Source organism: Mycobacterium sp. OAS707, assembly GCF_014873705.1.
In the GTDB taxonomy this organism is placed as follows: Bacteria; Actinomycetota; Actinomycetes; order Mycobacteriales; family Mycobacteriaceae; genus Mycobacterium.
This window is the reverse complement of sequence record NZ_JADBDS010000003.1, coordinates 787,578-813,417: the sequence shown is the minus strand read 5'-3', so window position 1 is coordinate 813,417 and position 25,840 is coordinate 787,578. Positions and strand designations below refer to the sequence as shown.

The 25,840-nt window shown below is 66.4% G+C and carries 18 protein-coding genes; 2 read left to right on the top strand and 16 right to left on the bottom strand.

From position 1 onward, the window contains the following. Positions 1–221: 221 nt before the first annotated feature. The 10 genes from GGC64_RS22165 to GGC64_RS22120 form a co-directional block, all read right to left on the bottom strand. The gene (locus GGC64_RS22165) at positions 222–1,133 is read right to left on the bottom strand and encodes an MBL fold metallo-hydrolase (protein WP_370582241.1); all 912 of its coding nucleotides are present in this window, start codon (positions 1,131–1,133) and stop codon (positions 222–224) included. 1 nt (position 1,134) lies between these two features. Next, positions 1,135–4,335 carry an arabinosyltransferase domain-containing protein gene (locus tag GGC64_RS22160; protein ID WP_225952133.1) on the bottom strand — a complete coding sequence of 1,067 codons (3,201 nt, stop codon included), beginning with the start codon at positions 4,333–4,335 and terminating at the stop codon, positions 1,135–1,137. Beyond that, positions 4,332–7,580, bottom strand: coding sequence for an arabinosyltransferase domain-containing protein (locus GGC64_RS22155; RefSeq protein ID WP_192724662.1), 3,249 nt, complete (start codon positions 7,578–7,580; stop codon positions 4,332–4,334). The genes GGC64_RS22160 and GGC64_RS22155 overlap by 4 nt, the downstream gene beginning before the upstream one ends. Before the next feature lie 126 nt (positions 7,581–7,706). Next, positions 7,707–10,949: an arabinosyltransferase domain-containing protein gene (locus tag GGC64_RS22150; protein WP_192724661.1), complete on the bottom strand. Its 3,243-nt coding sequence runs from the start codon at positions 10,947–10,949 to the stop codon at positions 7,707–7,709. Continuing rightward, the gene (locus GGC64_RS22145; RefSeq protein WP_192724660.1) at positions 10,949–12,802 is read right to left on the bottom strand and encodes a galactan 5-O-arabinofuranosyltransferase; all 1,854 of its coding nucleotides are present in this window, start codon (positions 12,800–12,802) and stop codon (positions 10,949–10,951) included. Before GGC64_RS22145 ends, GGC64_RS22150 begins: the two co-directional genes overlap by 1 nt. After that, positions 12,802–13,584, bottom strand: a complete 783-nt coding sequence (locus GGC64_RS22140; RefSeq protein ID WP_192724659.1) for a decaprenylphospho-beta-D-erythro-pentofuranosid-2-ulose 2-reductase — start codon at positions 13,582–13,584, stop codon at positions 12,802–12,804. Before GGC64_RS22140 ends, GGC64_RS22145 begins: the two co-directional genes overlap by 1 nt. Beyond that, positions 13,585–14,985, bottom strand: coding sequence for an FAD-binding oxidoreductase (locus tag GGC64_RS22135; RefSeq protein ID WP_192724658.1), 1,401 nt, complete (start codon positions 14,983–14,985; stop codon positions 13,585–13,587). Between the two features lie 31 nt (positions 14,986–15,016). Beyond that, positions 15,017–15,412 carry a GtrA family protein gene (locus GGC64_RS22130; protein ID WP_192725232.1) on the bottom strand — a complete coding sequence of 132 codons (396 nt, stop codon included), beginning with the start codon at positions 15,410–15,412 and terminating at the stop codon, positions 15,017–15,019. Between the two features lie 31 nt (positions 15,413–15,443). Continuing rightward, the gene (locus GGC64_RS22125) at positions 15,444–16,106 is read right to left on the bottom strand and encodes a phosphatase PAP2 family protein (protein ID WP_192724657.1); all 663 of its coding nucleotides are present in this window, start codon (positions 16,104–16,106) and stop codon (positions 15,444–15,446) included. A 43-nt stretch (positions 16,107–16,149) separates the two neighbouring features. Continuing rightward, positions 16,150–17,562, bottom strand: coding sequence for a PLP-dependent aminotransferase family protein (locus GGC64_RS22120; RefSeq protein ID WP_192724656.1), 1,413 nt, complete (start codon positions 17,560–17,562; stop codon positions 16,150–16,152). Positions 17,563–17,610: 48 nt separating this feature from the next. On the opposite strand from GGC64_RS22120, the gene GGC64_RS22115 reads away from it, so the two are divergent. Continuing rightward, entirely contained in the window at positions 17,611–18,078 is a 468-nt protein-coding gene (locus GGC64_RS22115) for a carboxymuconolactone decarboxylase family protein (protein ID WP_192724655.1), read from the top strand. Positions 18,079–18,169: 91 nt separating this feature from the next. Here the strand turns inward: GGC64_RS22115 and GGC64_RS22110 are convergent, their stop codons facing one another. The 3 genes from GGC64_RS22110 to GGC64_RS22100 form a co-directional block, all read right to left on the bottom strand. Then, on the bottom strand, positions 18,170–20,500 hold the full coding sequence (locus GGC64_RS22110; protein WP_192724654.1) for a tetratricopeptide repeat protein: 2,331 nt from the start codon (positions 20,498–20,500) through the stop codon (positions 18,170–18,172). Between the two features lie 123 nt (positions 20,501–20,623). Beyond that, positions 20,624–22,006, bottom strand: coding sequence for an HNH endonuclease signature motif containing protein (locus GGC64_RS22105; RefSeq protein ID WP_192724653.1), 1,383 nt, complete (start codon positions 22,004–22,006; stop codon positions 20,624–20,626). Between the two features lie 89 nt (positions 22,007–22,095). Beyond that, positions 22,096–22,710, bottom strand: coding sequence for a TetR family transcriptional regulator (locus tag GGC64_RS22100; protein ID WP_192724652.1), 615 nt, complete (start codon positions 22,708–22,710; stop codon positions 22,096–22,098). Between the two features lie 91 nt (positions 22,711–22,801). Here GGC64_RS22100 and GGC64_RS22095 point away from each other — a divergent pair, with 91 nt between their 5' ends. Beyond that, on the top strand, positions 22,802–23,320 hold the full coding sequence (locus tag GGC64_RS22095; protein ID WP_192724651.1) for an isoprenylcysteine carboxylmethyltransferase family protein: 519 nt from the start codon (positions 22,802–22,804) through the stop codon (positions 23,318–23,320). Here GGC64_RS22095 and GGC64_RS22090 read toward each other — a convergent pair. Genes GGC64_RS22090 through GGC64_RS22080 form a run of 3 tightly spaced genes read right to left on the bottom strand, consistent with a single transcriptional unit; the run spans position 23,317 to position 25,836 of the window. Next, positions 23,317–24,147, bottom strand: coding sequence for an ABC transporter permease (locus GGC64_RS22090; RefSeq protein WP_192724650.1), 831 nt, complete (start codon positions 24,145–24,147; stop codon positions 23,317–23,319). The genes GGC64_RS22095 and GGC64_RS22090 overlap by 4 nt on opposite strands. Beyond that, positions 24,144–25,043: a glycosyltransferase gene (locus tag GGC64_RS22085; protein ID WP_192724649.1), complete on the bottom strand. Its 900-nt coding sequence runs from the start codon at positions 25,041–25,043 to the stop codon at positions 24,144–24,146. The genes GGC64_RS22090 and GGC64_RS22085 overlap by 4 nt, the downstream gene beginning before the upstream one ends. After that, a complete protein-coding gene (locus GGC64_RS22080; protein WP_192724648.1) occupies positions 25,036–25,836 on the bottom strand; it encodes an ABC transporter ATP-binding protein in 801 nt (266 codons plus the stop codon). Before GGC64_RS22080 ends, GGC64_RS22085 begins: the two co-directional genes overlap by 8 nt. Positions 25,837–25,840: the final 4 nt, after the last annotated feature.

Sequence of the window (25,840 nt, the reverse complement as noted above, 5' to 3'; positions counted from 1 at the left end):
CGCAGGCGAAATCAATTAGCGGAAACGATAATTCGTAGGGGTGCAATCGCCTGCTACCTCACCGGCAACCTCGCGGATTCGGGCCAAGCCAAGGGCCCCGCGGACCAGCTAGACCACAACTTTGTTGAGCGCCCGGCTCTTAGCGACAGTGTCGTCGCCCGCGACTCTGTCGCCCAGAGCTGGGCACTTTCAGGTATTAGGGGTCCGAGACCGCGGCGCCCCTAAATCTCCGGCAAGTCCAGCCAGTCGTCGACCATGAACGCGTCGCCGCGGGCGACGACCGTCGCGCCGCCGTGGCCCGGATAGTGCGCCGGAATCACCGAAGCGCGCCGCCGCGACGCCTCCGTCAGCACCCGCTTGCGCGTCACCGCGGCGGCCTCGAAGTCCTCGTCCCAAATGCACGGATCAGCGGGTCTGTGCAGCTGCATCGGGCAGTGCGTGAGGTCCCCGACGAACACGGCGGGCTTGCCTGCGTCCAGCCACACCACCGACGACCCAGGGGTATGACCCGGCGCGGGACGCAGGCGCAGCGACTCACTCAGCTGATAGTCGTCGGACCACAATTCGATCTGGTCTTCCACCGGAAGCACGCTGTCCGCGAACACCGTTCGGACATGCTCGCGCACCGATGCCTCCTCTTCGGACCGCGGCGCCGCGCGCTGCTCGGCGCTGTCTGGATGAAAATGCCGGTAATCCGCGTCCGGCACGAAGTAGCGGGCGTTGGGGAACGTCGGTACCCACCCGTCGCCGTCTCGCATCGTGTTCCAGCCGACGTGATCGAAGTGCAGATGTGTGTTGATGACGACGTCGACATCGGCTCGGTCGACTCCCGCGTTGCCCAGCGACGTCAAGAAGTCGGTGTGCAGGTGATCGAGCACCGCCATCCGAGGCCGATTCCTGTCGTTGCCAACGCCGGTGTCGACCACGACCGTGAGGCCGTCCACCTCGACGACCCAGATCTGCAATGCGATTCGCCACTGCTCATCGCGCCAGAACGTCGGTGCGAACTCGTCCGCGAGTTCGAGCCACGCCTGCGCCGGAGTTCGCGGGAAGACCGTCACCGGCAAGGTGTCGACCTGCCACTCGACCACGCGGGTCAGCGCCGCGTTGCCGAGCCGAATCCGGTCTGCCACTTCAGGGTCCGATGCGGATCTTGCCGGGCTTCCACAACCCGCTGTGCGTCGCGGTGCCGAAGTCGATCTGCGCGGGCTGGGCGTCGCGCGCATCAGGGGTGGTGTCGAACTTGCGCAGTGAGCCCCAGTCCCGGCCCCAGTCGTTGGACAGGTACGTCGCCATCACGTGCGCCCGCAACAACAGGTCCGTGATGCCGAGCAGACCGCCGTTGAGGCCGTCCTCCCACGTGTCGGTGTCTTTGCGCTTGGCGTTGTAGTCCGGCGTGATGCGGAACTTCGGAATCTCGGTCACGCCGTTGGCGTGCAGCATCGGCTGCTGACACGGGAAGGCAAGGCCCACCGCCCAGTCCATCAGCACGGGCTGCTTCGAGCCGATGTACTCCTGCACCGACCGCAGTTCGGGCACCCGCGGCGGGGTTACCGCGATCCAGTCGCCCGGCGTCAGCGACCGGTCCTCGGCCACCACTCGCACCGCGACGGCGTCGGCGGGAATCTGCGCCCGCGGGAAGCGCAGGTTGCGCCACGACGGGATCGGTCCCAGGTCGTAGGGCACCAGGCTGCCCGCGGCGACCGGGGCGCCGCCCGGACCGGGGCGCGCGTACTCCAGTTCGACCTTCTGAGCGTCGGTGCGCCCGTTGAAGATACTGACTCCGCTGATGGTGCCCGCAGCGGTGATCACGACGAGCGGATGTGCGTCGTCGCGCGCAGGCAGCTGGTACCACGCCGACGTCAACCTGCTCTGCTGCTGCGGTCCCTCGATGTACGTGCCCGCCAACGGAACTCGTGCGGGATCGAGCCCGAACGGCAGCGGGACAGTCGACCCGTTGACGCCGGGGGCTTTGAGCTTGATGGGTTGATCCCAGTCGTAGTCGGTGCCGGGCTGCGGCAGGTTCTGCCGAATCGTCTCGGCGACTATCTTTTCCGGAACACCGTTGGGAATGAAGCCGACCGGCTTGTCGCCCCCGAGCGGGCCCAGCGGACCGTAGTTGCCAGGCAGCGGCGTCAGGAAGCCGTCGTTCGCGTCGGGCTCGACCAGCACGTCGTCGGCCAGTCCACAGCCACCCGTGAAGGCGCGCAGATTCGCCCAAGCATTGGAGTAGGTCGGATACTGCCGCACGATGCCCGCGGTCATCGACCCGACGAAGACCACAACCATGAAGCCGGCCGCGATCGGAATCGGTGCGGCCGTCAACGCGCGCGCAATGCGGCCCTCGCCGTGGTCACGCGACGCGAAATGCAGCCACATCGCATAGATCGCGGTGATCACGAAGAGGACGAAGAACAGGAAACTGACTGTCAGCCCGGCGATCTTCGGTGTCGCATTGTTGAACGGCACGCCGTAACTCGACACGTACCACCAACCGTTGGTGGTCGCGAAGCACAGCGCCAGCGTGAAGAACACCGCCGCGAGGAACGCCATGCGGTTGCGCGACCATCGCATCACGGCGGGTGACACGAGCACGGTGGCCACCGCGGCCATCGCCGCGCCAACCGCCGCGAACAGGCCGAAGTGATGCACCCACTTGGTCGGCGTGAACATCAGGAAGAACATGGTGCCGAAGATGACGCCCATCAACCGCCACACCGGCCCGCGCGCAACACCGGGAACACGCTTGCGCCGCAACATCACAAACATCGCGGTGAACAGCGACAGCGCAGTGAAGAAGAAACCGAACCGACGCGACAGCGAGCCGTCCACAGTCGGCAGGAACAAATAGTAGTACCGGAGGTTCTCGGTGTACCACGCCTGGCTTGGTCCGATTGCGGTGCGAATCCTGGTGGCCTCCAACACCGTTGCCAACGTCTGATCGGCGAACACGATGGCCAACACAATCGTGCCTGCCGCGAGCAGCGGTGCAACCAACGGCAGGGTGCCGACGATGCGGTGGCGCTTCACCAGGATTCGCAGAATCGGGCGGCCCCCCGCCAGCAGGGCTGCCACGGCGATCAAACCCGTTGGCTGAATGCCCAACGTGAACGCGGCGGTCAGGATCGCCAGCGCCGCAGGCGTCATCCGGCTCGAGATGATCGCGCGCTCGATCAGCACGTAGGTGATCAGCGCGCCGGTGGCGATCTGGCCCTCGGGGCGCAGGCCGTTGTTGAACGGCATCCATGCGCCCAACAGCACCAGACCCGCGGCCCATACCGCAGGCTTGCTCGCTGCGACCGCGGGTCCGAGCCGGGGCAGTACCTCGCGAGATAGCAAGAGCCAGCACACGATTCCGCAGACCAGGTCGGGCAGCCGGATCCAGATGCTGGCGTCGCTGACGCCGGTCATCACCGCAAGCAGGTTGTAGTACCAGCCGAACGGGTCCTCCGGACTGCCGAACCAGCGGAAGTAGTTCGACATGTAACCGGCGTGCCCGGCGACGCGCGCCATCTGCAGGATGTAGCCGTCATCCGAGGAGTTGGCGCCCATGATGTGCCAGACGACGAAGCCGCCGATCACCACGACATCGGTCGCCGAGAATGTGCGCCACCGCTGCGGGATCCACCGCTGCATCCGACGGCCGTCGAGGCGGTCGAGGCGCCACAGTGCGACCAGCGCGATGATCGTCGAGATGATCGCGAGCACCATCGCTGTCAGCTTCAAAGCCGTTGGCTTGGTGGAGAACCGGGTGTCGATGACGGCCGACGCGCTCAGCCCCGGCGGGGCGGGCCCGGTCAGATCGGTGAAGATGCCGACGATCGACGGGCGCAGGTTCGGGTCGGGGAAGCCCGTGTTCTGTTCCTTGCCCGTCGCGGGATCGGTCAACCCGACGAACTTCGCGAAGGTGCCCGCCTCCGAGGAGGTGATTTCGATGCGCTGGCACTCCGGTGCTGCCACTCGCGTTCTGGGCACGCTGGCCACCACCACGTTGCGGTCGGTGATGTCGACGCGGTCCTTGTTGACATTGACGAACAACGACTGCAGCGCCGCCTGCTTGCCGTCCTTCGGCGCGGTGCCCAGCACCATCCCGCCCGCCGGCGGCAGGGAGCGGATGACATCGCACGGCACCGTCACCGTCATGGTCACGGGCACCTGCGAAATCAGCGGCGCGGTAACACTATTCAGTTGACCGCCCTGCGGCCAATTCAACGTCGCCGTGGTCTGCACCACCGGCAACAGCGGCGTCGCGACCGAGAGTATGAACCCGATCAGGCCCGCGATCGTCGCCGTCCAGCGCGCGATCCTGACGTCGCGCGTCATCGCCCCACTCATGGCAACGCCCTGATCGGTCCGCTGCGGCTCCAGCCGAACACTCGCTTCGAGCCCTCATCGATCACGGCGTTGGGCGCCACTGACGCGGGCACGACTCGGTTGTAGCGCTCGATCCAACCCCAGTCGCGATACCAGTCGTCGCGCAGATAGGTCGGCACGGTGGTGGTGCCGAGCAGTGACTGGATGAACAGGAACGGGCCGCCGCCCTCGGCGGACTGCCACTGCTTGGACGACACCACCACTTGCTTGAAGTTCGGCAGGATGCGGTACTCCGGAAGTTCAGCAACGCCAAGGTGTTCGGAGAACGGGCGCTGGCAGGGGAAGTTCGCCGCGGTGGCGATGTCCATCAACACGGGTGTGTGCGAGCCGAGCAGCTGCTGCGCGGTCTCCAGCACAGGTACCCGCGGCGGGGTGAACGCGAACCACTGATCGGTGGACAGATTCGGGTCGTTGGCGACGATGCGCGCGACATTGGCCTCCGGCGGCGCCCACGCCAGCGGGAAACGCAGGTTGCGCCAAGCCTTTTGGGGAAAGATGTCGATCGGCTGCACCTGGCCCAGAGCCTGGTAGCTGCCGTCGGGACGGTGCACGCCCCATTCGAGCTTCAGTGACTGGCCGTAGTTGAACGAGCCGTCCTCTTCGTAGTACCAGATCGCGCCCGCCGCGGCGACCGTCACCAGCGGACGATCGGGGGTGCGCGGCGGCAGCTGATACCACGCCGAAGTGACCTTGGCCGCAACGGTGTTCTCGTTATAACTGCCCATCACCGGCGTCCGCTTCGGGTCGAGGCCGAACGGCAGAAAGACATTGGACCCGTTGACGCCGACGGGGCCGTAGCCGCCGCCGGTGCCCGCGGCATACCCGATGCCGATGTTGGGCTCGTTCGGCGAACCCGGCGAGTTCACCGTGCCGGGATTGGCTGTGACGGGCTCGGCGGGCTCGAGGACGTCGCTGACGCCGTTGGGCGTGAACCCGACCGGGCTCTCACCGCCGAGCGGCCCGTACTGACCAAAGCGCTGATCTGCAACAGGCTGCAGCAGACCGGCATTCGCGTCGGGTTCGACGAGGACGTCGTCGGCCATCGCGCAACTGGTGTTCGACAACCCGGATGCCAGCGCGTCGACGTTCGCCTTCGCAGTGGTGTAAACGGGGTAGCGCTGCGCGGCGCCCTTGGCCATCGAGCCCACTTCGAGTACGACCATGATGACCGCCACCACGAGCAGCGGCGTCGATGCGAGCACCCGGTTGCGGCGGGTGTTGGCAACTTCGGTGTGTCCGGTGTAATCCATCCGGAAGTGCAGCCAGCCTGCGAGCAGGCCGGTCACGATCGCCAGCGCAAGGAAGATGCCCGTCACCGGGATCCCGACGATGACGGGCTGCTTGTCGAACCACGGCACCCCGTAGTTGCCGACGTAGAACCAGCCGTTGATACCTGATGTCGCCCAAGCCAATACGAACAACAGCGCCGTGACGTACAGCGCCAGGTTTCGGCGACTGTGCAGTCCGACCCGGGTGAACGCGAAGGCGGCCACCCCGCCGAGCGCACCCGCCAGGCCGGCGAACGCACCGAACTGGACCGCCCACTTCGTCGGCGTGAAGGTGAGCAGCAGCAGTCCCACCGCCGTCGCGCCGATCAACCGCCACACCGGCCCGCGCGCCATGCCGGGCACCCCGCCGCGCCGCAGCAGCACCGCCAGCATGCCGAACAGACACACCAGCAGCACCAGCACCGCAAAGCGCCGGGTCAGGGAGGAGTCGGCGCTGTCCTCGACGGTCAGGAAGTAGTAGCGCAGAAAGTCCTGATACCACGGGATCGTCGGGCCGACCTTGTATTTGATGCGTGCCGACTCGGCGACCGTGGCCAGCGTCTGGTCGCGGAAGACGACAACGAAGATCAACGCAAGCGCAGCGGCCAGTGGCGCCACCTGCGCCAGAATCCCGTCGACGGCGCGTCTGCTCCGAACCACCCCGGCGACCGCCCGCGCCCCGACCAAAAGCGGTGCCAGTGCGATCAGACCCTGGGGCGCCAGCGTCACGCAGAAGACTGCCACCACGATCGCGACCGCGGCGGGCCACAACCGACGGCTGGCGATGGTGTTCTCGATCAACACCCACGCGACGAGTGCACCGAATGCGATCAACGGCTCGGGCCGAAGGCCGTTGTTGAACGGCAGCCACGCGGCAAGGAACACCGCGCCCGCGGTCCACGCTGCGACCCGATTGTTGGCCAGCCGCCGACCGACTCGTGGCAGCACCCAGCGACTGATGATCAGCCAGGTACCGATGGCCGCCAACGTGGCGGGCAGTCGCATCCACACACCCGCCGTGCTGATCGCGGCCATGTGCGCGAGCACCGACTGATACCAGTCGAACGGCGCCTCGGTCGCGCCGAAGAAGCGGTAGTAGTTGGCCGCGTAACCGGCGTCGGCGGACACGCGCGCGATGGTGAGGTTGTAGCCGTCGTCGGACGATGTCGCGCCGATCAGATGCCAGAGCAGCAGGGTGCCGACAACGCCGACGTCGAGGATCCACGTCGACGGGCCGGCCCGCCAGAACCGCCGCCACGGGACGCGACGACCGGACCGGCGGTCGAGCACCGCCAACGCCACGATCGAGGCGATCACGCAGATGACGCCGAGCACCATCACACCGAGCTTCAAAGCAGTCGGTGAGGTGATGAAGCGGGTGTCGACATCGATGCGTGCCGACAGCCCCGGCTGAGCCGCCACCTGGAGGTCGGTGAACACGCCGGTCACCTGAGGCTTCTTCTCCGCGGCCAGCGTTCCGGTGGCGCCGGGCATGCCGATGAAGTCGGCGCCGACGCTGCCGGGGTTGGCCCACACGTGCAGGGTGCTGCACGCGCCGGAGGCGACGGCCGCCCTCGGCGCCACCGCGGCCACCGAGTCACGGAAGGCGACGACGACGGAGTCCGCGTTGGCCGTCACGAACAGCCCGTTGCGCGTGGCCTGGATGCCGCCGGGCGGGTTGGTGGACAGCACCACACCGCCCGCGGCAGGCATCGACGCGATGGTCCGGCAGGGGATCGAGGCGTCGAGGGCCTGCGGGGCTCCGGAGACCAGCGGCGCCGTGATGTCGGTGACCAGTCCGTCCGGGCCCGGCGCCTGCGGCCAGGCGATGGTCGCGGTGGTCTGCGTGACCGGCAGCAGCGGGACCAGCCCGCACAACACGACGCCCGCGATGCCCGCGATGACGGCGATCAGCCGGGCGATGCGGTGGGCAGGCACGAGCGTCGATGGTAGGCGACGGACCTTTGTTGGTTGTCGACGCGTGGCCGGGCTCCGCGAGACTGCGGTGAGATCGTGATTTTGCGCGAGTTCGCGATCTGGCCGCAGTTTGGGCGCTGGGTGTGCCTAATGACGCAGCGGCGCCGGGCTCCAGAGTCCGCTGCGAGTTGCCGAACCGAGATCGAGCCGTGCTGGTTGGGCGTTGGCGTAGTACGGCGTGAGCTGCTGCAGCGCGCCCCAGTCGCGGAACCAGTCGTCGCGCAGATAGGTCGGCACCGTGGTGGGCCGCAGCAGCAGTTCAGTGATGCCGAGCGGGCCGCCGCCGAGGTTGTCCATCACCGGCGAGTTGGCTTCCGCGCCGAACCGGTCGGGCAGGATGCGCCACTTCGGCACCTCGACGACGCCGTACTGATGGCCGAACGGCCGCTGGCAGGGGAACGCCATGCCGACGAGCCAGTCGAGGAGCACCGGGTCCTGTGAGCCGACGACGTCCTGCAGCGTGCGCAGGTGGGGGATCCGCGGCGGGGTGACGGCGATCCAGTGCATCGGGTTGAGGTCGTCGTCGGTGGCGACCAGCCGCACCTGGGTGGCGTCGCGCGGAATCGCGGCCATCGGTGCCCGCAGGTTGCGCCAGGCGGGTGCCGAGCCGACGTCGGCGAACCCGACTCCGCCCGCCGGCTCGCCCTTGGCCGCCTGTTGATCGTTGGCCCATTGCACGACGACCTCGCCCGGATCGAAGCGCCCTGCGGCCGAGACAACGAGCAGCGGGCCCGCTTGGTCGCGGGGCGGCAGCCGGTACCACGCGGAGCGCAACACCGCGGGCTGCTGGGTGCCGGGCCGCCAGCTGCCCATCACCGGAGTGCGGGTGGGGTCGAGGTTGTACGGCAGCCGGGCCTTCGAGCCGTTGACCCCCGCGGCCGCTGTCGTGCCGCCCTCTGTGCCGGCCTCGTTGGCGCTCAGGGTTCCGGTCTCGGTGTCTGCGAAGTTGGAGGTGCCGGGAGACTCCATCACCGGGTCGGCGGACACATCCCCGGGAATGCCGTTGGGGCCGAAGCCTTCTGCCGTGACGTGACCAAGCGCCTCGCCCACGGGCACGCCGATGGGAGGCAGCAGTCCGGCGTTGGGATCCTGTTCGACCATCACGTCGTTGGCCAGCCCGCAGGTCTTGCCGGTGAGCGCCTCGAGGTTGGATCGGCCGTTGCTCCACGCCGGGAACTGTTGCGTCATCCCTAGTGTCAGGGTCAGCACTTCGAAGATGACCAGCACCCAGGTCGCAATTGCCAACGGGCTCTGCACAATTCGCTGCCACCGGCGTTGGGTCGGCGGGGATTCGTCACGGCCGGAGAAGTGGAACCACGCCGCGACCAAGAGCGCCAGCACAGATAGGCCGAGCAGGAATGTGGTGAAGCCGAAATGCCACTCCGGGAACTGATTCGACCACGGCACACCGAAGTTGGAGACGTACCACCAGCCGTTGACGGTGGCGAACGACAATGCCATCACGAACAGCACCGTGGCGGCGAACACCGCCCGGTTGCGGCGCGACTTCATCGCCGATGCCGTGATGGCCACCGCGGCCAATGCTCCGAGCGATCCTGCGAGCCCGGCGAACACGCCGAAGTGGTGGGTCCACTTGGTGGGGGTGAACATCATCGCGAGGAACGAGATGATCGTGATGCCGACGATGCGCCTGCTGGGCCCGAGCGCGGTGCCGGGAATCCGGCCCTTGCGCAACGACATTGCCACCGAAACGGCCAGCGCCAGCAGCAGAGTAAGCACACCGAACCGGCGGGCCACCGACCCGTCGGGGCTGGTGGTGAACAGCCGCTCGTAGCGGATGTGTTCGTCGAACCAGCTCAGGCTCGGGCCGACTGCGGACTTGAAGGTGCTGGCCTGGACCTCTCCGATCAGCGTCTGGTCGCGGAAGATCAGGATGATCGTCACCGTGCAGGCAGCCAGGATCGGCGCCAGCAGGGCCAGGTAGCCGAACCGCGAAGTATGCCGCGCCACAATGGTTTTCAGCGGACCGACGGCAACGAGCAGGGCGCCGACGGCGGCGATGCCCGTGGGACCGGAGAACAGCGTCAGCGCGCCGATGATGATCGCGATGGCCACCGGCAGCATCCGGTTGGTGGCTACGCCCCGTTCGACCGAGCACCAGGTCAGCAGAATGCCAAGGGCGATAATCGGTTCCGGGCGCAGCCCGTTGTTCAGCGGCAGCCAGAACGCCAGGAACATGCCCGCGGCCGTCCATGCCGCGGCCCGACTGGTCTTGACCGCGTGGCCGAGTCGGGGGATGACCTCGCGGCTGATCAGCCACCAGCACGTCAGCGCCATCACCAGCGTCGGCAGTCGCACCCAGGCGCTGTTGGTGCTGACATGCGCCCACAGCGCCAGCAGGTCGTAGTACCAGCCGAAGGGCGCTTCCGGGGTGCCGAACCACCGGTAGTAGTTGGCCATGTAACCGGCGTGCTCCGACACCCGGGCCATGGTCAGGATGTAGCCGTCGTCAGATGTGTTGGCGCCTACGAAATGCCACCACACCAGGACGGCGGTCACCACGCCGTCCAGCGGGGTCGCCGACCACCAGCGCTGGGGCAGGAATCGCTTGACCCGTCTGCCGTCGGCGGCGTCGAGTACGTGCAGCGCGCCGAGCGCGAGCACGGTCATCGCGACGCCGACGATCATCGCCAGCATTTTCAGCAGCGTCGGCGAACTGCTGTAGCGGGAGTCGATGGTCGCGGAGAACTTCAGGCCCGGGGGCGCGGGGCCTGCCAGATCGGTGAAGACGCCGACGATCTGCGGGCGGAAGTCATAACCGCTGCGTTCGCCGCGCAACGGCTTGCCCGGGTTGTCGGAATCGTGCGGCGTCACCAGGCCGACGAACTCACCGGTGACCTTGTCGGCGTGCGCGGTGAACGTGAGCTCTCGACAGGAGGGGCTGAGCACCTGAGTCAGCGGGGCGCTGACCACCGGCGTGTTGCGGACGATGACGAGCAGGTCGTTGTTGACCCGCTCGATGAGTAGCCCGCGGTCGACCGCCTTCGGTGCCTGCTTGGGCACCGTCGAAAGCAGCACGGTCTTGCCTGGGCCGGTCAGCCCGGCGGCCGCGCTGCACGGCACCGAGATGTCCAGGTCGGTGGCGACGTATCCGATCAGCGGCGCGTTGACGCTCTGCAGCACACCGTTCTGCGGCCAGTTGAGCTGCGCGGTGGTCTGGGTGACCGGAAGCAACGGGGTGGCGATCGCGAGCGCGGCACCGAGCAGCCCGGCGACGATGGCAATGAGCCGCGCGATGCGATGGTTGCCCGCAGCGGTCACGGGGGTTGATGGTAATTGGCCGGTGTGTGGCGGGGCTTCTGTGGCCATCACGACTTCCTGATCGCCAGCACGAAGGGCCCGATGTCGGTCACGGCGAACCGCGGGTCGGTGAAGAGCGCCTTGTCCAGGGTGACGTGGTAGCGGCGGACATTGGGCTGGTTCGGGTAGACGTCGGCGGCCAACCGCAGCGTGTAGGTGTCATTGGCGCCGCGGCGCATCAAGAACACCGTCGGCGGCCTCCACGGCAGCTTGTCCAGGGCGGTGATGAACTGGTCGGCGTTGGTGAGCGTGGCCCAGCTTTCAATCGCCTTGGCCCGCTCGTCGAACTGGGCGAGCGGATTGGCGTAATGCGACGTCAGTCCTTGGAACCCGTAGTAGGGGTAGTAGGACAGGAAGCTGTAGTCCGCCGTGAGCACGACGGTTTGGTTGCGCGGCTGCCCCGTCGTCGCCTGGATCTTCGCGTCGATCTCGCGGTAGTACTGCTCGGCCCCCGGCGGCCTGCGATCCGCGCGGTGGCCGTCGGCGTCGGTATCCGTGTACGCGACGACGATGTCTGGCTTCAGCACGTTCGGAATGTCCTGGGTGAACCCGAGTGCGCCCGCAGCGCCGAGGACCGCCGCCGCGGCGACGACCCGCCTGCCGACTTCCGGTCGGTATCTGCTGGCGATCGCGAGTGTCGCCTCGACGAACCCGAATGCGCCTGCGGCGGCGAGCAGCACCGTCAGTGTCGGCTGCAGCCGGAACGACAACAGCGTCGTGCGGGCGAGTGTGGTCAGCATCGACAGCAGCGACCACGCGTAGACGGCCAGCACCGCGATCGCCAGTGCCCCGGCGCGGGTCGAGGAACGGGCGCGGACCGCGAGCCACAGCGTGCCGACCATGCAGAGCCCGCCGAGAAGGGTGAACTGCAGCATCGGGAAGGACAGTTCCGCGCCGTCGGCGGGCAGATAGTGCTGCGCGGTGCCGGAATCGGCGGGATGGCCGTTGATCGCGGCCATCACATACGGACCCCAACCGATCAGTGCGATGGCGCCTGCGATGACGGCGATGACGACGAGCCTGACCAATGGCTCCAGCCGTCGCCGCGCGACCGCGAGGAGCAGGCCCATGATTGCCAGCGTGAACGCGGCGAACCCGAACAGCAGTGTGTAGAACAGCGCGGCGACACCAAGGAAGACGCCGACGCCGATGACGGCAGCCCAGCCACCACCGCGAGTCGCCCCCCGGAGCCCCGACCAGGCGAGGACGAACACCGGCGGTAGCAGCACGGCGATGATCGCCGAGTAGGGCTCTGCCGGTGAGTATGCCAGCGCCGCGGCGGTCGTGGCTGTCGAGACGATCAGCGCGTACTCGAAACGAATCATGCTGGCCCACAACACGAAAGCGAGCACAACGGCGATCGCGATCGACGTGATGGCCCACGGCTTGAACATCTCCCATGCGGGGGTGCCCGTCAGCGCCGCGAGCCGCCCGCCCAGCCAGAACCAGCCCGGCGGATAGAACGGCGACAGACCGTAATAGGTCATGTCGTGCGGGGCGGCGGTGTCGGCCAGTCGGGTCAGGTACTCGGTGCGGAATTGCTGATCCACCGAGATGCCGAACAGATAGAGCTTGGTCGCACCGAGTGGCATCCCGAGAGTGACGACCGCGAACGCCGACAGGAACACCACGGCACCTGCCCTCGCGAGCAGTCGCCGTCCGCGGCGCCACACCCATCCGCTAGCGAAGATGCCTGCCAGGCAACCGAATTGGCCGACAGTGGTCAACGCATGCAACTGGTTAGATGAGTTGTAGGCGGGCCACTCCACCCGCGCTATCGCGGCGAGCGAGATCGCCGCAACCGCCACCGCCACGACGACCGCGACCGTCATCTGGCCGAGAACGGCCAGCGGGCCGCGCATCAGATGGGGAGCTTGCGGAAGATGGGCCGCGGAATGTGTCGCAACACCATCATCACGTACCTGAACGCCCCCGGCGCCCATACCAGTTCCTTGCCCTTGGCCGATGCCGTGACCGCCAACTCGGCGACGTACTCCTTGTCGACGGTGAACGGCGCTTCCTTGGCGCCTGTCGATTTCCAGTGCGCGATGGTGGTGCTGGTGCGCACCTGCCCGGGCCTGATCACCAGCACCCGAACCCCGAACTCGCGCAACGCTTCTCCGAGACCGAGGTAGAACCCGTCGAGGCCGGCCTTGGTGGACCCGTAGACGAAGTTGGACCGGCGCACTCGCTCACCGGCTGCCGAGCTCATCGCGATGATCTGCCCGAAGCCTTGCGCCTTCATCTTCTCGCCGAGCAGTACGCCGACGGAAACCGCTGCGGTGTAGTTGATCTCGGCGATCTGTACGGCCTTGCGCTGGTTCTGCCACAGCTCTTCGGCATTGCCGAGCAGACCGAACGCGACGATCGCCACATCTATGTCGCCACCGGCCGCCGCGGCGTCGATGACCTTCGGATGGTTCTCGGTTTCGGTGCCGTCGAAGTCGATCCAGTCGACGGACTTGGCACCGGCCTCTTTCATCGCGGCGACGGCTTCGTCCTTGCGCGGGTGGTCCGGCAGGTCGGCCAGCACGATGCGAGCGTGGGCATTGCGCAGATAACGCGCGCAAATGGCCAGCCCGATCTCGGACGTGCCGCCGAGCAGCAGGATGGTCTGGGGGTTGCCTACGGCGTCAAGCACCATCTAGAGCAGCTCCAAGCGTCGGGCCATGTCGGATGCGAAGACGCCGTTCGGGTCGGCCTTGCGGCGCAGCGCAATCCACTCGTCAATACGGGGATACATCTTGTGGAACCTGTCGGCGCTCACCCTGGAGTCCTTCGCGGTGTAGACGCGGCCGCCGAATTGCATGACGCGGTCGTCGAGTTCGTTGAGGAACTCGTTGACCCCGGGTTTGTTCGGGAAGTCCATCGCGACGTTCCACCCGGCCATCGGAAAGCTCAACGGCGCGCGGTTGCCGGGGCCGAACAGCTTGAAAACATTGAGTGCCGAGTAGTGGCCGCGCGTCTGAATCCACCGGATGATGGCCTTGAACTCGTCGAGCGCGTCGGGCGGTACGAGGAACTGATGCTGCGCGAAACCCGTTGGGCCGTAAGCGTTGTTCCACCCGCTGACCAGATCAAGCATGTGGTAGAACTGCGACAGGTTCATGATCTTGCCGCTGTACGTTCCGCCGAGGCGGTAGTACACCTCGCCGATCGCCATGAACGACAGCTTGTTCATGGCGCTGACCGGAAAGACGTTGGGCACCGTGAGCAGTTGCGGTGCATCGAATTTCAGCGGGTTCTTCGCCAGCTTGGGCGGCAGCTGGTCCAGCGTCGCGAGGCTGCCCCTGCTGACTGCGGCCCTGCCCAGTTTCGGCGGCGGGCTGATGAGGTCGAACCACGCGCTCGAGTAGGTGTATTTGTCTTCGCTGCCGTCGAGATGGACGGCCACCGTCTCTTCGAGGTCCTTGGTGGCCACGCCGTCGGCGATGAAGTACGCGGTCTCGGTTCGGGTCATGGCGATGCTGGCCCGCAGCACGATTCCCGTCAGGCCGTTGCCGCCGACGGTTGCCCAGAACAGGTCGCTGTCGGGGCCGTCGGGCGTGATGGTGTGCACTTCGCCGTCGGCCATCAGAAGGTCCAGCGACAGCACGTGGTTGCCGAAGCTGCCCGCGCTGTGGTGATTCTTGCCGTGGATGTCGGAGGCGATTGCCCCGCCGACGGTGACCTGCCTGGTGCCGGGCAGCACCGGGACCCACAGTCCGAACGGCAGCGCGGCCTTCATCAGTTGGTCGAGGCTGACGCCTGCATCGACGTCGGCCACCGCCGACTCGGCGCTGATCGAATGGATCTTGTTGAGCGCGGTCATGTCGATGACGAGGCCGCCGCCGTTGCAGGCCTGGTCGCCGTAGGAGCGGCCGAGTCCGCGGGCCAGGATGCCGCGCCGCAGGAAGGACGGGCTCGACGCACTGGGATCGGCGGCTTCGCGGACGGCCTTGGCGATCAGTTCGACGTCGGGGGTGGCGAGAACCTGCGCGACGGACGGGGCGGTGCGCCCGAAGCCCGTCAGGGCACGCGCGGTCGTCGGGAGGTTCTCAAACATCGTGACGAGGGTACCGCCTGGCGTCTGGGGCTCAGCGCAGCCGGAATATGACCGCCCGCTGGACGATGAAGTTGATCACCGTCGCGGTGCCCTGGGCGATCACGAATGCCACCGGCACACCCCACGACTTGTCGGCCCATGCCGTGTACAGGACATGGTTGATGCCCACCTGTACGACGAACGTGAGCGCGTAGAGCACGACGACGGCGATGAATCGGGCCGTGCTGGGGGGCGCTTGGAATGTCCAGCGTCGATTGATGACGTAGGCCGTAGTGGTGCCGGCAATAAAGCTCAGGATCTTGGCGAGGTCGCGCTGAAGGCCCAGCGCGTGCAACCCGACGTAGAGCCCGTAGTCGACGATCGCGGAGAATCCGCCGGTCACGATGAACCGCCACGCCTGGGTCTTCAGGGTCAGGTTCGGCGACATCGGGGGCTCGGCCACCCGGGCAGCGTAGCGATCAACCCTGGCCGGCTCGGGGTCTGGGCCGATCGGGCAACAGCGCGGCGCCGGCAAATACGGCGCTGCAACCGAGGAATACGCCACCAAGCGTGTCTGAGAACCAATGCACGCCGAGGTAGATGCGCGTCGCGGCGACGGTCGCGGTGACGATCGCGATGCCCACCCAAACGAGCAGATGTCGCGGCTTCGCGCCGCACGCAATGGCCACGATGCCGATCAGCGACAAGGCCGACGCCACGTGACCGGACGGAAAGGTGTGCTGCAGCCCGATTTGCATCTTCTCCACCAAGTGCGGGTGGGCGGCAGTGATCACCTGCTTTCCGACAGTGCTGCCAATCCCCACCAGACCCACCGTTGCGATCACAACGATGCCGGTCCAGAACGATCGGCGCACGATGGCGCTGATCAGCGCTGCGACGAAGGTGGCAGGGATGATGAACGCCGGCGATCCGATCTGGGTCAACCTCTCCGCTAGCCGGGTCCGGTGGGGCGCGATGTGAGGCGGCACATGCCGAGCGATCGCGTCGTCGAGCCAGAGCGCGTCGCCGCCTTCGCGGATGTTGTACGCGACCGCGACAAGCAATGCGAAGAAGCACACCGAAGCCCCCAGGCACAGCAATGCGCGCAGCCACCGCGGAAACGGAGCCGGGGGATCGGTCACGGCGCGGCTCGCCGGAGCTGGCGGCGCTGCGCGATCATGCCGACTACTTTGCCAGCCCGCTGGCCCGCAGCACGCCACAGAGCGCATCGACTGCTGGACCGAACGCGTGCTCGGCGGGGGCGGCGAAGCCGACGATGATGCCATCGCGGGCGGGAGTCTGCGGACCGGCGTGTGGGTGGCGCATCCGCGATAGGCCTTGCAGGGTGATGCCTGCCTCGCCGGACCGCCGCAGCACCTCTGGCTCGCTTCCGTCGGGCAGGGTCAGCAGCACGTTGACCCCCGCGGCCAGGCCGCTGATCCCGACGTCGAACCCGGCGAGCGCGTCGACGAGCGCGTCGCGACGTCTGCGGTAGCGCATTCGCATCCTGCGGATGTGGCGGTCGTACTGGCCGCTGGTGATGAAGTCGGCCATCGTGAGCTGGTTGATGGCGTCGACGTAGAACTGTGCGCCGCCTGCGGCGTCGATCACCGGGTCGACGAGTTCCTCGGGCAGCACCATCCAGCCGAGTCGCATCGTCTGCGCCATGCTCTTGCTGGTCGACCCCAGGTAGGCGACCCGTTGGGGGCACAGCGCTTGTAGAGCGCCGACCGGCTGGCGGTCGTAGCGGAACTCGCCGTCGTAGTCGTCGTCGAATATGTAGCCGTCGGTGCGCTGTGCCCATTCGATGACGGCGGTGCGCCGCGACGGATGCAGCGGCATGCCCTGCGGATTGTGATGAGCGGGGGTGAGCAGCACGGCCGACACATCCACGTCGTCGAGATCGCTTATCACAGCGCCGTTTTCGTCGAGGCCGATCGGTACTGTCGACACCCCGAGAGCGGTGATGGCATCGCGAAAGAAATGGAGTCCGTAGGCCTCGACGGCAATGGGGCTGCCGACCACGCGCGTCAACAATTCGACCGCATGTCTGACACCGGCGCAGATCACGATGGTCTCAGGTGATGTCCGCACGCCCCGCGCCCGGGCGACGTATTCGGCGAGCGCGTCGCGCAGCTCGGGCCGTCCGCGGGGATCGCCCATCCGCAGCGCCTCGGTGGGGGCATTGGTCAGGGCCCGGCGCGTGGCGGCGACCCATTGGGCGCGCGGAAACTCCGACACATCAGGCGATCCCGGCATCAGGTTGTGGTTCGGCACCACGCGAACGCCGCGCGGTGTGGCGGGGCCCCCGGTCGCACCGACGTTGAGCACCCAGGTGCCCGCGCCCTGGCGCGATCCGAGCCAGCCTTCGGCGACCAGTTCGGCGTAGACCTCCGCCACGGTGTTGCGGGCCAATCCGAGATCGGTGGCCAGGCTGCGCGACGGAGGCAGCATGGTGCCGGGGGCCAACCGGCCTGACCGTACGGCGTCGCGCAAGGCGCTGAGCAGCAGGTCGCGTACCCCGCGGGAGCCCGGGTTGATCGTCTGGCGCAGATCGAGGTGCAGATCGCGACTCCCCGAATTGGCCCATGAATTCATAGCGGAATTGAACCATGTAGATGGGACTTTCGTCGTTAGCGTTGAGGCATGACAACGACACTGGACAACCTGCCCACCACCCGCCTGAAGATCTACAAGACGTCGCCGGAGCTGTACGAGGCGATGATGGCGCTGAGCACCGCGGCTGCCAAGGATGTCGAGCCGGAGCTCGGCGAGCTGATCAAGATCCGTGCCTCGCAGATCAACCACTGCGCGTTCTGCCTCGACATGCACACCCGCGACGCGCGCAAGCATGGCGTCAGCGATCAGAAGCTGGACGTGCTGGCTGCCTGGCAGGAAGCGGGCGATTTGTACACCGAGCGTGAGCGGGCGGCGCTGGCGCTGACGGAAGCCGTCACCGAGCTGAGCAACGGCCACGTCTCCGATGAGGTGTATGCAAGGGCCGCAGCGGTTTTCACCGAACGCGAGCTCGGTCAGGTCATCGCGATGGCAGTCACCATCAATGCGTGGAACCGGATCAACGTGACGATAGGCCTTGAGCCCCCGCGCCGGTGAGCCATCGCCGCGCTGGCGTTGACCGAGCAGATGACCGAACTAACACGATCGAGCGTTGACGACCCGGCTTTCGCGCTTGCGAGCGGATGCTCTAGGCCCGGCCGGACGATTCGAGAATCTGCTCGTCACGCGCGAGGATCGACGTCAGGACTTGGAGACGCGATAGCAATTCGGCTGTGCGGCTGTGCAGCGTCTCGCGCTGCTGCGGTGTCAGCGACCCCGATGATTCGCGGTGGGTCCAAATCCATTCGCCCGCATCGTCGATCGTCCCTTGTAAGACCCGTGTCAATTCGGCGTCCGGAGTCGGAAGCGCCAGCGGGAATTCGTCCACGATGCGACGGCAGATCTTGTCGAGCACAACCCTTCCCGCCGCTTCGTCGGTACGCTCAGGTGAATCACCGAACTCGAGAAGGGCGACGAACGAGAACTCGATCGCTTCGCCGACAACGACACCGTGTTCGTGAACCCAGTCGACCATCTTGTCTATCTCTTCGTCGTTCGGCGGACTCACACCCCAGCCCGCGGGAGCCTGCGTGGTATCCCCGAACAGCACCTCCAGGTTGTGCATCGCGCCGCGATCACCGGCGGCGCTGCCGCGCTGGTACCACTGTCGGGCGGCAACGAGATTCGGCGGATTCATCAACTGCGCGAACATATCTCCGAGCGCGGTCATTGCACCGCTGTGTCCCGCCTCTGCCGACCGTTCGAACCATTGGCGTGCCAGATCCAAATCGGGTGGGTCCACGTGATACGCCCACACCATCCCGAGCCAGTACATCGCGCCGCGGTGTCCGGCCTCGGCGGCCCGCTCGAAAAGTGGTCGCGCTGCTGGCAAGTCGTAGTCATGCCTCGACCGGAAGTGAATGGTGATGAGGTTGTTCAGCGCCTCGTGGTGCCCGGTCTCGGCGGCGCGCTCGAACCACCGGCGTGCGCTCTCGTAGTCGGGCGGTGCCGATGACGCGTAAATCGTCCCGAGGGCATTCATCGCGTCGGCGACGCCGGCATCTGCGGCCTGGGTGTACCAGTGCCGCGCCATCGCGAAATCTGGTGGCTCTAACCGCGTTGCGTAGAGGGCGCCCAGTCTGAACATGGCCCTGCCGTCACCGGCCTCGGCCGCGCGTTGAAGCCAGTGTCGCGCGGTGTCGAGATCCGGTGGCTCGATCAGCCAGCCACACACCTCGCCGAGATTCGTCATGGCGTTGGTGGTGCCTGCCTCGGCGGCGCGCGCGTACCAGTGTTGAGCCGTTTCCAGATCTGGGGGCTCCATCCCCATATGGAGCGCGCCCAGTTGGTTCATGGCCTCGCCGTGACCGCCGGCGGCGGCGCGTTCCCACCAGTGGCGTGCCGCCTCCAGGTCGGGAGGATTCGTCTCTTGGGCGTAGATGAGGCCGAGCATGTTCATCGCGTCGGCGTCGCCTGCATCGGCGGCTTGCGTGTACCAACGGCGCGCTGCTTCGACGTCAGGCGGCGTCGATGTCGCGGCGAGCCTACCGAGGTTGCCCGCGGCCGTAGCGTTCCCGGCAGTGGCTGCGCGCTCATACCATTGGCGGGCGCTTTCGAGATCCTGCGACTCCGTCTGCTGCTCGCAGATCACCCCGAGTTGGTTCATCGCATCGCTGTAGCCCCCGGCTGCAGCGCGTTCCCACCAGTGGCGTGCCGTCGCCAAATCGAGCGGTTGAATCTGCGTCGCGTAGAGGGCGCCCAGTCTGAACATGGCCCTGCCGTCGCCGGCCTCGGCTGCGCGTTGAAGCCAGTGTCGCGCGGTGTCGAGATCCGGTGGCTCGATCAGCCAGCCACACACCTCGCCGAGATTCGTCATGGCCTTGGTGGTGCCTGTCTCGGCGGCGCGCGTGTACCAGTGCCGAGCCATCTCCAGATCTGGGGGCTCCATCCTCATATGGAGCGCGCCCAGTTGGTTCATGGCCTCGCCGTGACCGCCGGCGGCGGCGCGTTCCCACCAGTGGCGTGCCGCCGCTAGGTCGGGAGGATTCGTCTCTTGGGCGTAGATGAGGCCGAGCATGTTCATCGCGTCGGCGTCGCCTGCATCAGCGGCCCGGTGAAACCATTGCCGCGCGGAGTCGGAGTCTGGAGGGTTCATGACGTGGCCGTAGATGAGGCCGAGCGCGCGCATGGCCTCGATGTCACCGGCGTCGGCCGCCCGCCCGTACCAATGGCAGGCACCATCGAGATCTGGCGGCTCCAGCAACTCCTCGTGAAGCCACCCGAGGTCGTACATTGCGCCGCAGTGACCAGCCGCTGCCGCGCGCTCCCACCAGGTACGCACGATGCTGACATCGGCCTTGGGCTCCTCGAGACACAGGTGGCCTAGGCGATACATGGCTTCGATGTCGCCGTCGGCGGCCGCGCGCTCCAGCGAGCGCCGCGATGTGCCGCCTGCGAGCCGTCGCAGTCGATCCAGCACGGCGTGGAGCCTAGCTAACTAGAGCAGTGCACGCGGCCGAATCCTTGCTTTCGATAATGCTTGTTGCCGCGTTGGCGCCAGCCGGGTCCGGAGATCAAGGAAGCCTTCCTCGATCCGACTCGCTTAGAAGGGTGGTGGGTCGGCTGCGTAGCGGGCGCGGTTTTGGGCGCGTTCGTAGTCGATGCGGTAGGCGCGGTCTTGGGTTCGGGTGCGTTTGCGTTGGGGCATCGCCAGGTCGCGGTTCGGGTCGGGCGGTGGGCTGTTGGGCAGGGTCAGTGTTTCGGTGGGTGTGGCGAGCTGGGGGAAGAACCGCGCCCCGGCCGGGGCGGTGGTGTAGGTGCGCCCGCGCGGTGAGGTCCACACGACGGTGCCATCCGGACGTTGGGAGTCGGCCCAGCCGCAGAACGTTTTGAGTAGATGATGAATCCGGCACTTCAAGCCGGTGTTCGACGGATGCGTCGGGCCGTGCGGGTAGGGCACGCTGTGGTCGATGTCGCAACCCACCGCCCGTTGATCACACCCGGGGAACGTGCACGTCAGATCCCGGGACTGAATGAACCGCGTCAGTGCCGCCGACGGGCGGTAATGGGGTTCAGCGGCCAGGTCTTTGGCGGTGGGTACCGGGCGCACCGAGGCGCTGTTGGCCAACTCGGCGACTGTGGCCGCGGGCACCGCGCCATAGCCAGGCAGATACCCCGGCTTGCTACTGGTGCCGGCGACGGTGGCGGCCTCGGCGATCACATTGATCACCACCGGATTAGCCGGGGTGGCGGCACCGGTGGCGGGGCAGTCCGGGGACCCGCACAGACACGCCATGTTCATTGCGCGGGCGGCCAGCGGTGTCAGTGCGTCGGTGCGGCGCTGTTTGTGGGTGCGTGGATCATCCGGGCACACCGTGGCCGCTAGTTCGTCTAACGCGGTGTCGAAGACCGCGGCATCGGGGCCGCGGACCTGGCCATAGATTTCGGCGGACCCGTTGGCGCCGGGGCGCACCGCGATATGGCGATCGGCGTCGGCCTGTTTGGCGACCCGGATCGCCTCGGGGTCGGCAGCGATGACCATCCAGTCGACCAACTCGGCGACCCTCTCGCGCGAGAGCTTGTTCCAGCCCGGCGCCTTGTCCGCCAACTGCGCATCAACGCTCGCCAACGCGGCCTCGTCAATGATCAAATCGGTGCGGTAAATGGCGGCCGCGATCACCCGCAAATCCACCTGCCCTGCGGCGAACACCTCGGCCAGTTTGGGCAGGCGTTCGATCAGGCTTTGCCCGTCGCTCATCTGCGACGACGCGCGTTTGCGGCTGATGCCCAACTGCGCGCTGATCTCCGCGGCGATCTGCTCCCAGCCATCGACCGCCCAGAAGTTGTGTTCATCGGTCTGCTCAGCGATCCGACGCACCGTGTACTGGCCGATGGCCAGCAACCGCTGAGCCGACGCGGCCCGCTCGACCTGCTGGGCATCACCCATCAGATCAAGCAACTCGCCATCACCACACTCTTCGAACACACCTCAATTCTTCCGAATCCGCCGTCAATTCGGCTCGGCAACAAGCACTCTCGACGCCAACCTGTGGATGAATTCGAACCTGGGGATAACTACACCTCCGGGCCCAAAGATGTCGGACCCGTCAGGTACCGCTGCACGGTTGGACCCACCCACGCGACGAGCTCATCGATATCAGCGGACGCCATCGGTTCGATCTGCAGCTGGTAACGCGCGAACGCCAACCCCATCAGATGCGAGGCGACCAATTCGACGCGCAGCACGGCGTCAGCGACACCGAACTCCGTCGCGACCCGTTCAGCGACTGGGCCTGCCAATGCATCGTGAAGTAGCTTGCGCGCCAAGGGATGTACCGTCGCCGACCGCCACACGGTCAGTAGCGGCTCGAAGGTATCGCCTTCATCCCAGCGTTCGATGAAGCGCCGGACAAGGCGCGTGCCGATCCCGTCTCGGCCCTGATCGTCGAGCAGTTCGGCCAATTGGTGCAGTGGGTGCTCTGGGATGTCGATGACGGCGGCGTTGAACAGGCCTTCCTTGTTATCGAAGAAGTAGTAGACCATCGCGACGTCGACGCCGGCGTCGGCGGCGATTCCGCGCACGGTCGCCTTCTCATAACCGTGCTTGAAGTGCTCGCGGGCCACCTCGATGATGCGCTGCTTGCTCTGCTGGCCCGTCCGCCATCGGCCCGTTCGCCGCAGTTCAGCCATGCCGAGCAGCGTACTTCAACGCCTGTTGACGTTTACCGAACTCCAAGCGTACCGTCTTCTTCAGCGACTGTTGAAGAAGGAGGCACCCGAAATGGCAAGACGACGGCTCTGGTGGCGGCATCTGCTTTCGGTACTGCTGGCACCGGCGATGATGACGGTCTTCATTCCGTGGGCGATCGCGTCGGCCACGGATACGCACGCCCCGGATCTGAGCACCGCCAAGGGCCTGACATTGGCCATCGCAGGCGCCGTACTGATCGCAGGCGGCCTGGCGATGTTGGTGTGGACTGTCGTGCTGTTCGACCGCGTCGGTGAGGGCACCCTGGCCATCGGGTCACCAACCAAACTGGTTGTCCGCGGCCCGTATCGACACGTGCGCAATCCGATGATGACGGGCGTGTTCTGCATTCAGCTCGGCACTGCGATCGCCACCGCGTCGCCGTGGCTGTTCGGCTGGTTCGCGTTCTTCTTCACCTGCGTACTGATCGCGATTCGGGGGATAGAAGAACCCCACCTACGCCGGCGGTTCGGCGCGGACTACGACGAATACTTGCGTCACGTGCCGCGGTGGATTCCGCAGCCCACCGCGTGGGAGCCGAGCCGGGTCTAAACCCAGTACGGCACGCGCGCGCGAAACTGGCGCATCGCCAACGCGGCGAACATCCACCCAATTACGGTCAGCACCACCACGATCACCCAGTGATGCAATTCCTGATCGGCGCCCAGCAGCGGGGCCCGCACGATGTCGAGGTAGTGCAGTAGCGGGTTGAGTTCGACGATCCTGGCGTACGAACCCGCGCCCTGCTGCCGCAGCGTGGACTCGTTCCAGATGATCGGCGTCATGAAGAACAACAACTGCACAAGGCTGAACAACAACGGGCTGATATCGCGATAGCGCGTGGCCAAGATGCCGAAGCAGATCGACACCCAAACCATGTTCAGCACGATCAGGCCAAGGGCTGGGATGACGGCAAGATCGGTCCATTTCCACGGTTTGGGAAAGATGATCGCGATGACGACGAAGATGATGATGTTGTGGGCGAACAGGATGACTTGGCGCCACACCAGCCGATAGACGTGCACGCTCAGCGGTGTCGGAAGTTGTTTGATGAGGCCCTCATTGGCGACGAACACCTCGGCGCCCTCGAGGATCGAGGCGTTGATCAGATTCCAGATGATCAGGCCCAGCGTCACGTAAGGAAGATGCTCGGCGAGCGGCAGCTTGAACAGTTTCGAGTACAGCAGGCCCATCGCGATCGCGGTAGCACCCGTCGCGATCGTGATCCAGAACGGGCCGAGCACCGAACGCCGGTACCGCTGCTTGATGTCCTGCCAGCCAAGGTGCAGCCACAGCTCACGCTTGCCGAATCCCGCGACGAGGTCACCCCACGCGCGATTCATCGTGCGCGACTGCGCCGCCGCATCGGTGAACGTCAAGAGCCAGGCCTTTCGAATCTCTCGCGACGACCCAAGCGCCGCAACCGAATCCACTCCCACAGGGCTGCCGGGTCACGCCGCGACACCAGGAAGTACCAGCCGAAGCGGATCCATTCCTGCGGCAACAGTTTCCGCATGCCAGGCTGCGACATCAGATAACCACGGTTCCGATACGTGAAGAATCGCTTCGAGGCGTCGTCGGGGTACTGGGTGTGCATCCGGCCACCGAGGATCGGCTTGAACTCATCACTGCCGTGCGGATGCAGGTACACCGTGTTCAGGCAGGTGGCGAATGGCAGCCCGGACCGGACCAGACGGCGGTGCATCTCTACCTCGTCGCCGCGCACGAACAATCGAAGATCCGGAACCCCGATCGCCTCCAGCGTCGCTGCGCGAAACAGCGCGCCGTTGAACAACGACGCGATGCCGGGCAGCACATCTTCGGTGCCCGTGCTCAATTCACTGACCCATCGCCGCCACGCCAGGCCCCTGCGCAACGGAAACGCCAGCCGTCGCGGGTCATCCATGTCGCACACCATCGGCGACACCTCGGCCAGCCCGTACGTTTCAGCGCACGCCAGCAGCGTGGCCAGCACCTGGGAGTCGGCCGGACGGCCGTCGTCGTCGGCCAGCCATACCCAGTCCGCGCCAAGCGCCAGCGCGTGCAGTATGCCCAGCGCGAAACCGCCTGCGCCACCGAGGTTTCGGCGCGATCCGAGATAGGTTGACGCGACCGGCTGGCCGTCGACGATCTCGCGCACCCGAGGGTCGTCGTCGTTATCGACAACCACCAGGTGATCAGGTGCCCGGGTCTGGGCGGTAACCGCGTCAAGGGATTTCGCGAGTTCATCGGGTCGTCGATGCGTGACGACCACTGCGCATATCGACTCAGTCATGTGCACGTTCTCGGGCGTTCTCTTCCAACACCTCTCGTACGTGTCGGGCCGCGTCCTCACCCTCGTAGGCGCGCACGACGTCCTCGATGCCGCCGGTCATCTTGATGGTGCCGTGGTCGATCCACATCGCGGTCTTGCAGAGGCGGGCGAGAAATTCGTTGGAATGGCTTGCGAACACCAGGATTCCGGATCGCTCGACGAGACCTTGCAGCCGGGTCTGGGCCTTCTTGAGGAATTCGGCGTCCACAGCGCCGATACCCTCGTCGAGCAGCAGGATCTCGGGGTCGATGCTGGTGACCACACCCATCGCCAACCGCACCCGCATGCCGGTCGAGTAGGTGCGCAGCGGCATCGAAAGGTAGTCGCCGAGTTCGGTGAACTCCGCGATCTCATCGACCTTGGCCAGCATCTGCTTTCGCGTCTGACCGAGGAAAAGCCCGCGGATGATGATGTTCTCGAACCCAGAGATCTCCGGGTCCATCCCGACGCCGAGGTCGAACACGGGCGCCACCCTGCCCGTCACCGAAGCCACGCCGCGGGTCGGTTCGTAGATGCCGGACAGCAGCCGCAGCAGCGTCGACTTGCCTGCGCCGTTGTGTCCGACGAGACCAACTCGGTCGCCGAGTTCGAGCGACATCGTGATGTCACGCAACGCCTCGATGACAACGACATTGGATTCGTTGCGTCCGATCGCGCCGCCGGCCTTCCCCAGGAATGCCTTCTTCAGCGACCGCGTCTTGGCGTCGAAGATCGGGAACTCCACCCACGCGTTGTGGGTCTCGATGTGGACCACGTGA

What these genes read in the sequence shown, in the direction of transcription:
- GGC64_RS22095 (WP_192724651.1), top strand. Translation starts at nt 22,802, where the DNA reads ATGGCAAGACGACGGCTCTGGTGGCGGCATCTGCTTTCGGTACTGCTG.
- GGC64_RS22130 (WP_192725232.1), bottom strand. Translation starts at nt 15,412, where the DNA reads ATGTCGCCGAACCTGACCCTGAAGACCCAGGCGTGGCGGTTCATCGTG.
- GGC64_RS22120 (WP_192724656.1), bottom strand. Translation starts at nt 17,562, where the DNA reads ATGAATTCATGGGCCAATTCGGGGAGTCGCGATCTGCACCTCGATCTG.
- GGC64_RS22140 (WP_192724659.1), bottom strand. Translation starts at nt 13,584, where the DNA reads ATGGTGCTTGACGCCGTAGGCAACCCCCAGACCATCCTGCTGCTCGGC.
- GGC64_RS22115 (WP_192724655.1), top strand. Translation starts at nt 17,611, where the DNA reads ATGACAACGACACTGGACAACCTGCCCACCACCCGCCTGAAGATCTAC.
- GGC64_RS22100 (WP_192724652.1), bottom strand. Translation starts at nt 22,710, where the DNA reads ATGGCTGAACTGCGGCGAACGGGCCGATGGCGGACGGGCCAGCAGAGC.
- GGC64_RS22085 (WP_192724649.1), bottom strand. Translation starts at nt 25,043, where the DNA reads ATGACTGAGTCGATATGCGCAGTGGTCGTCACGCATCGACGACCCGAT.
- GGC64_RS22145 (WP_192724660.1), bottom strand. Translation starts at nt 12,802, where the DNA reads ATGCGCGGCCCGCTGGCCGTTCTCGGCCAGATGACGGTCGCGGTCGTC.
- GGC64_RS22150 (WP_192724661.1), bottom strand. Translation starts at nt 10,949, where the DNA reads ATGGCCACAGAAGCCCCGCCACACACCGGCCAATTACCATCAACCCCC.
- GGC64_RS22135 (WP_192724658.1), bottom strand. Translation starts at nt 14,985, where the DNA reads ATGTTTGAGAACCTCCCGACGACCGCGCGTGCCCTGACGGGCTTCGGG.
- GGC64_RS22160 (WP_225952133.1), bottom strand. Translation starts at nt 4,335, where the DNA reads ATGAGTGGGGCGATGACGCGCGACGTCAGGATCGCGCGCTGGACGGCG.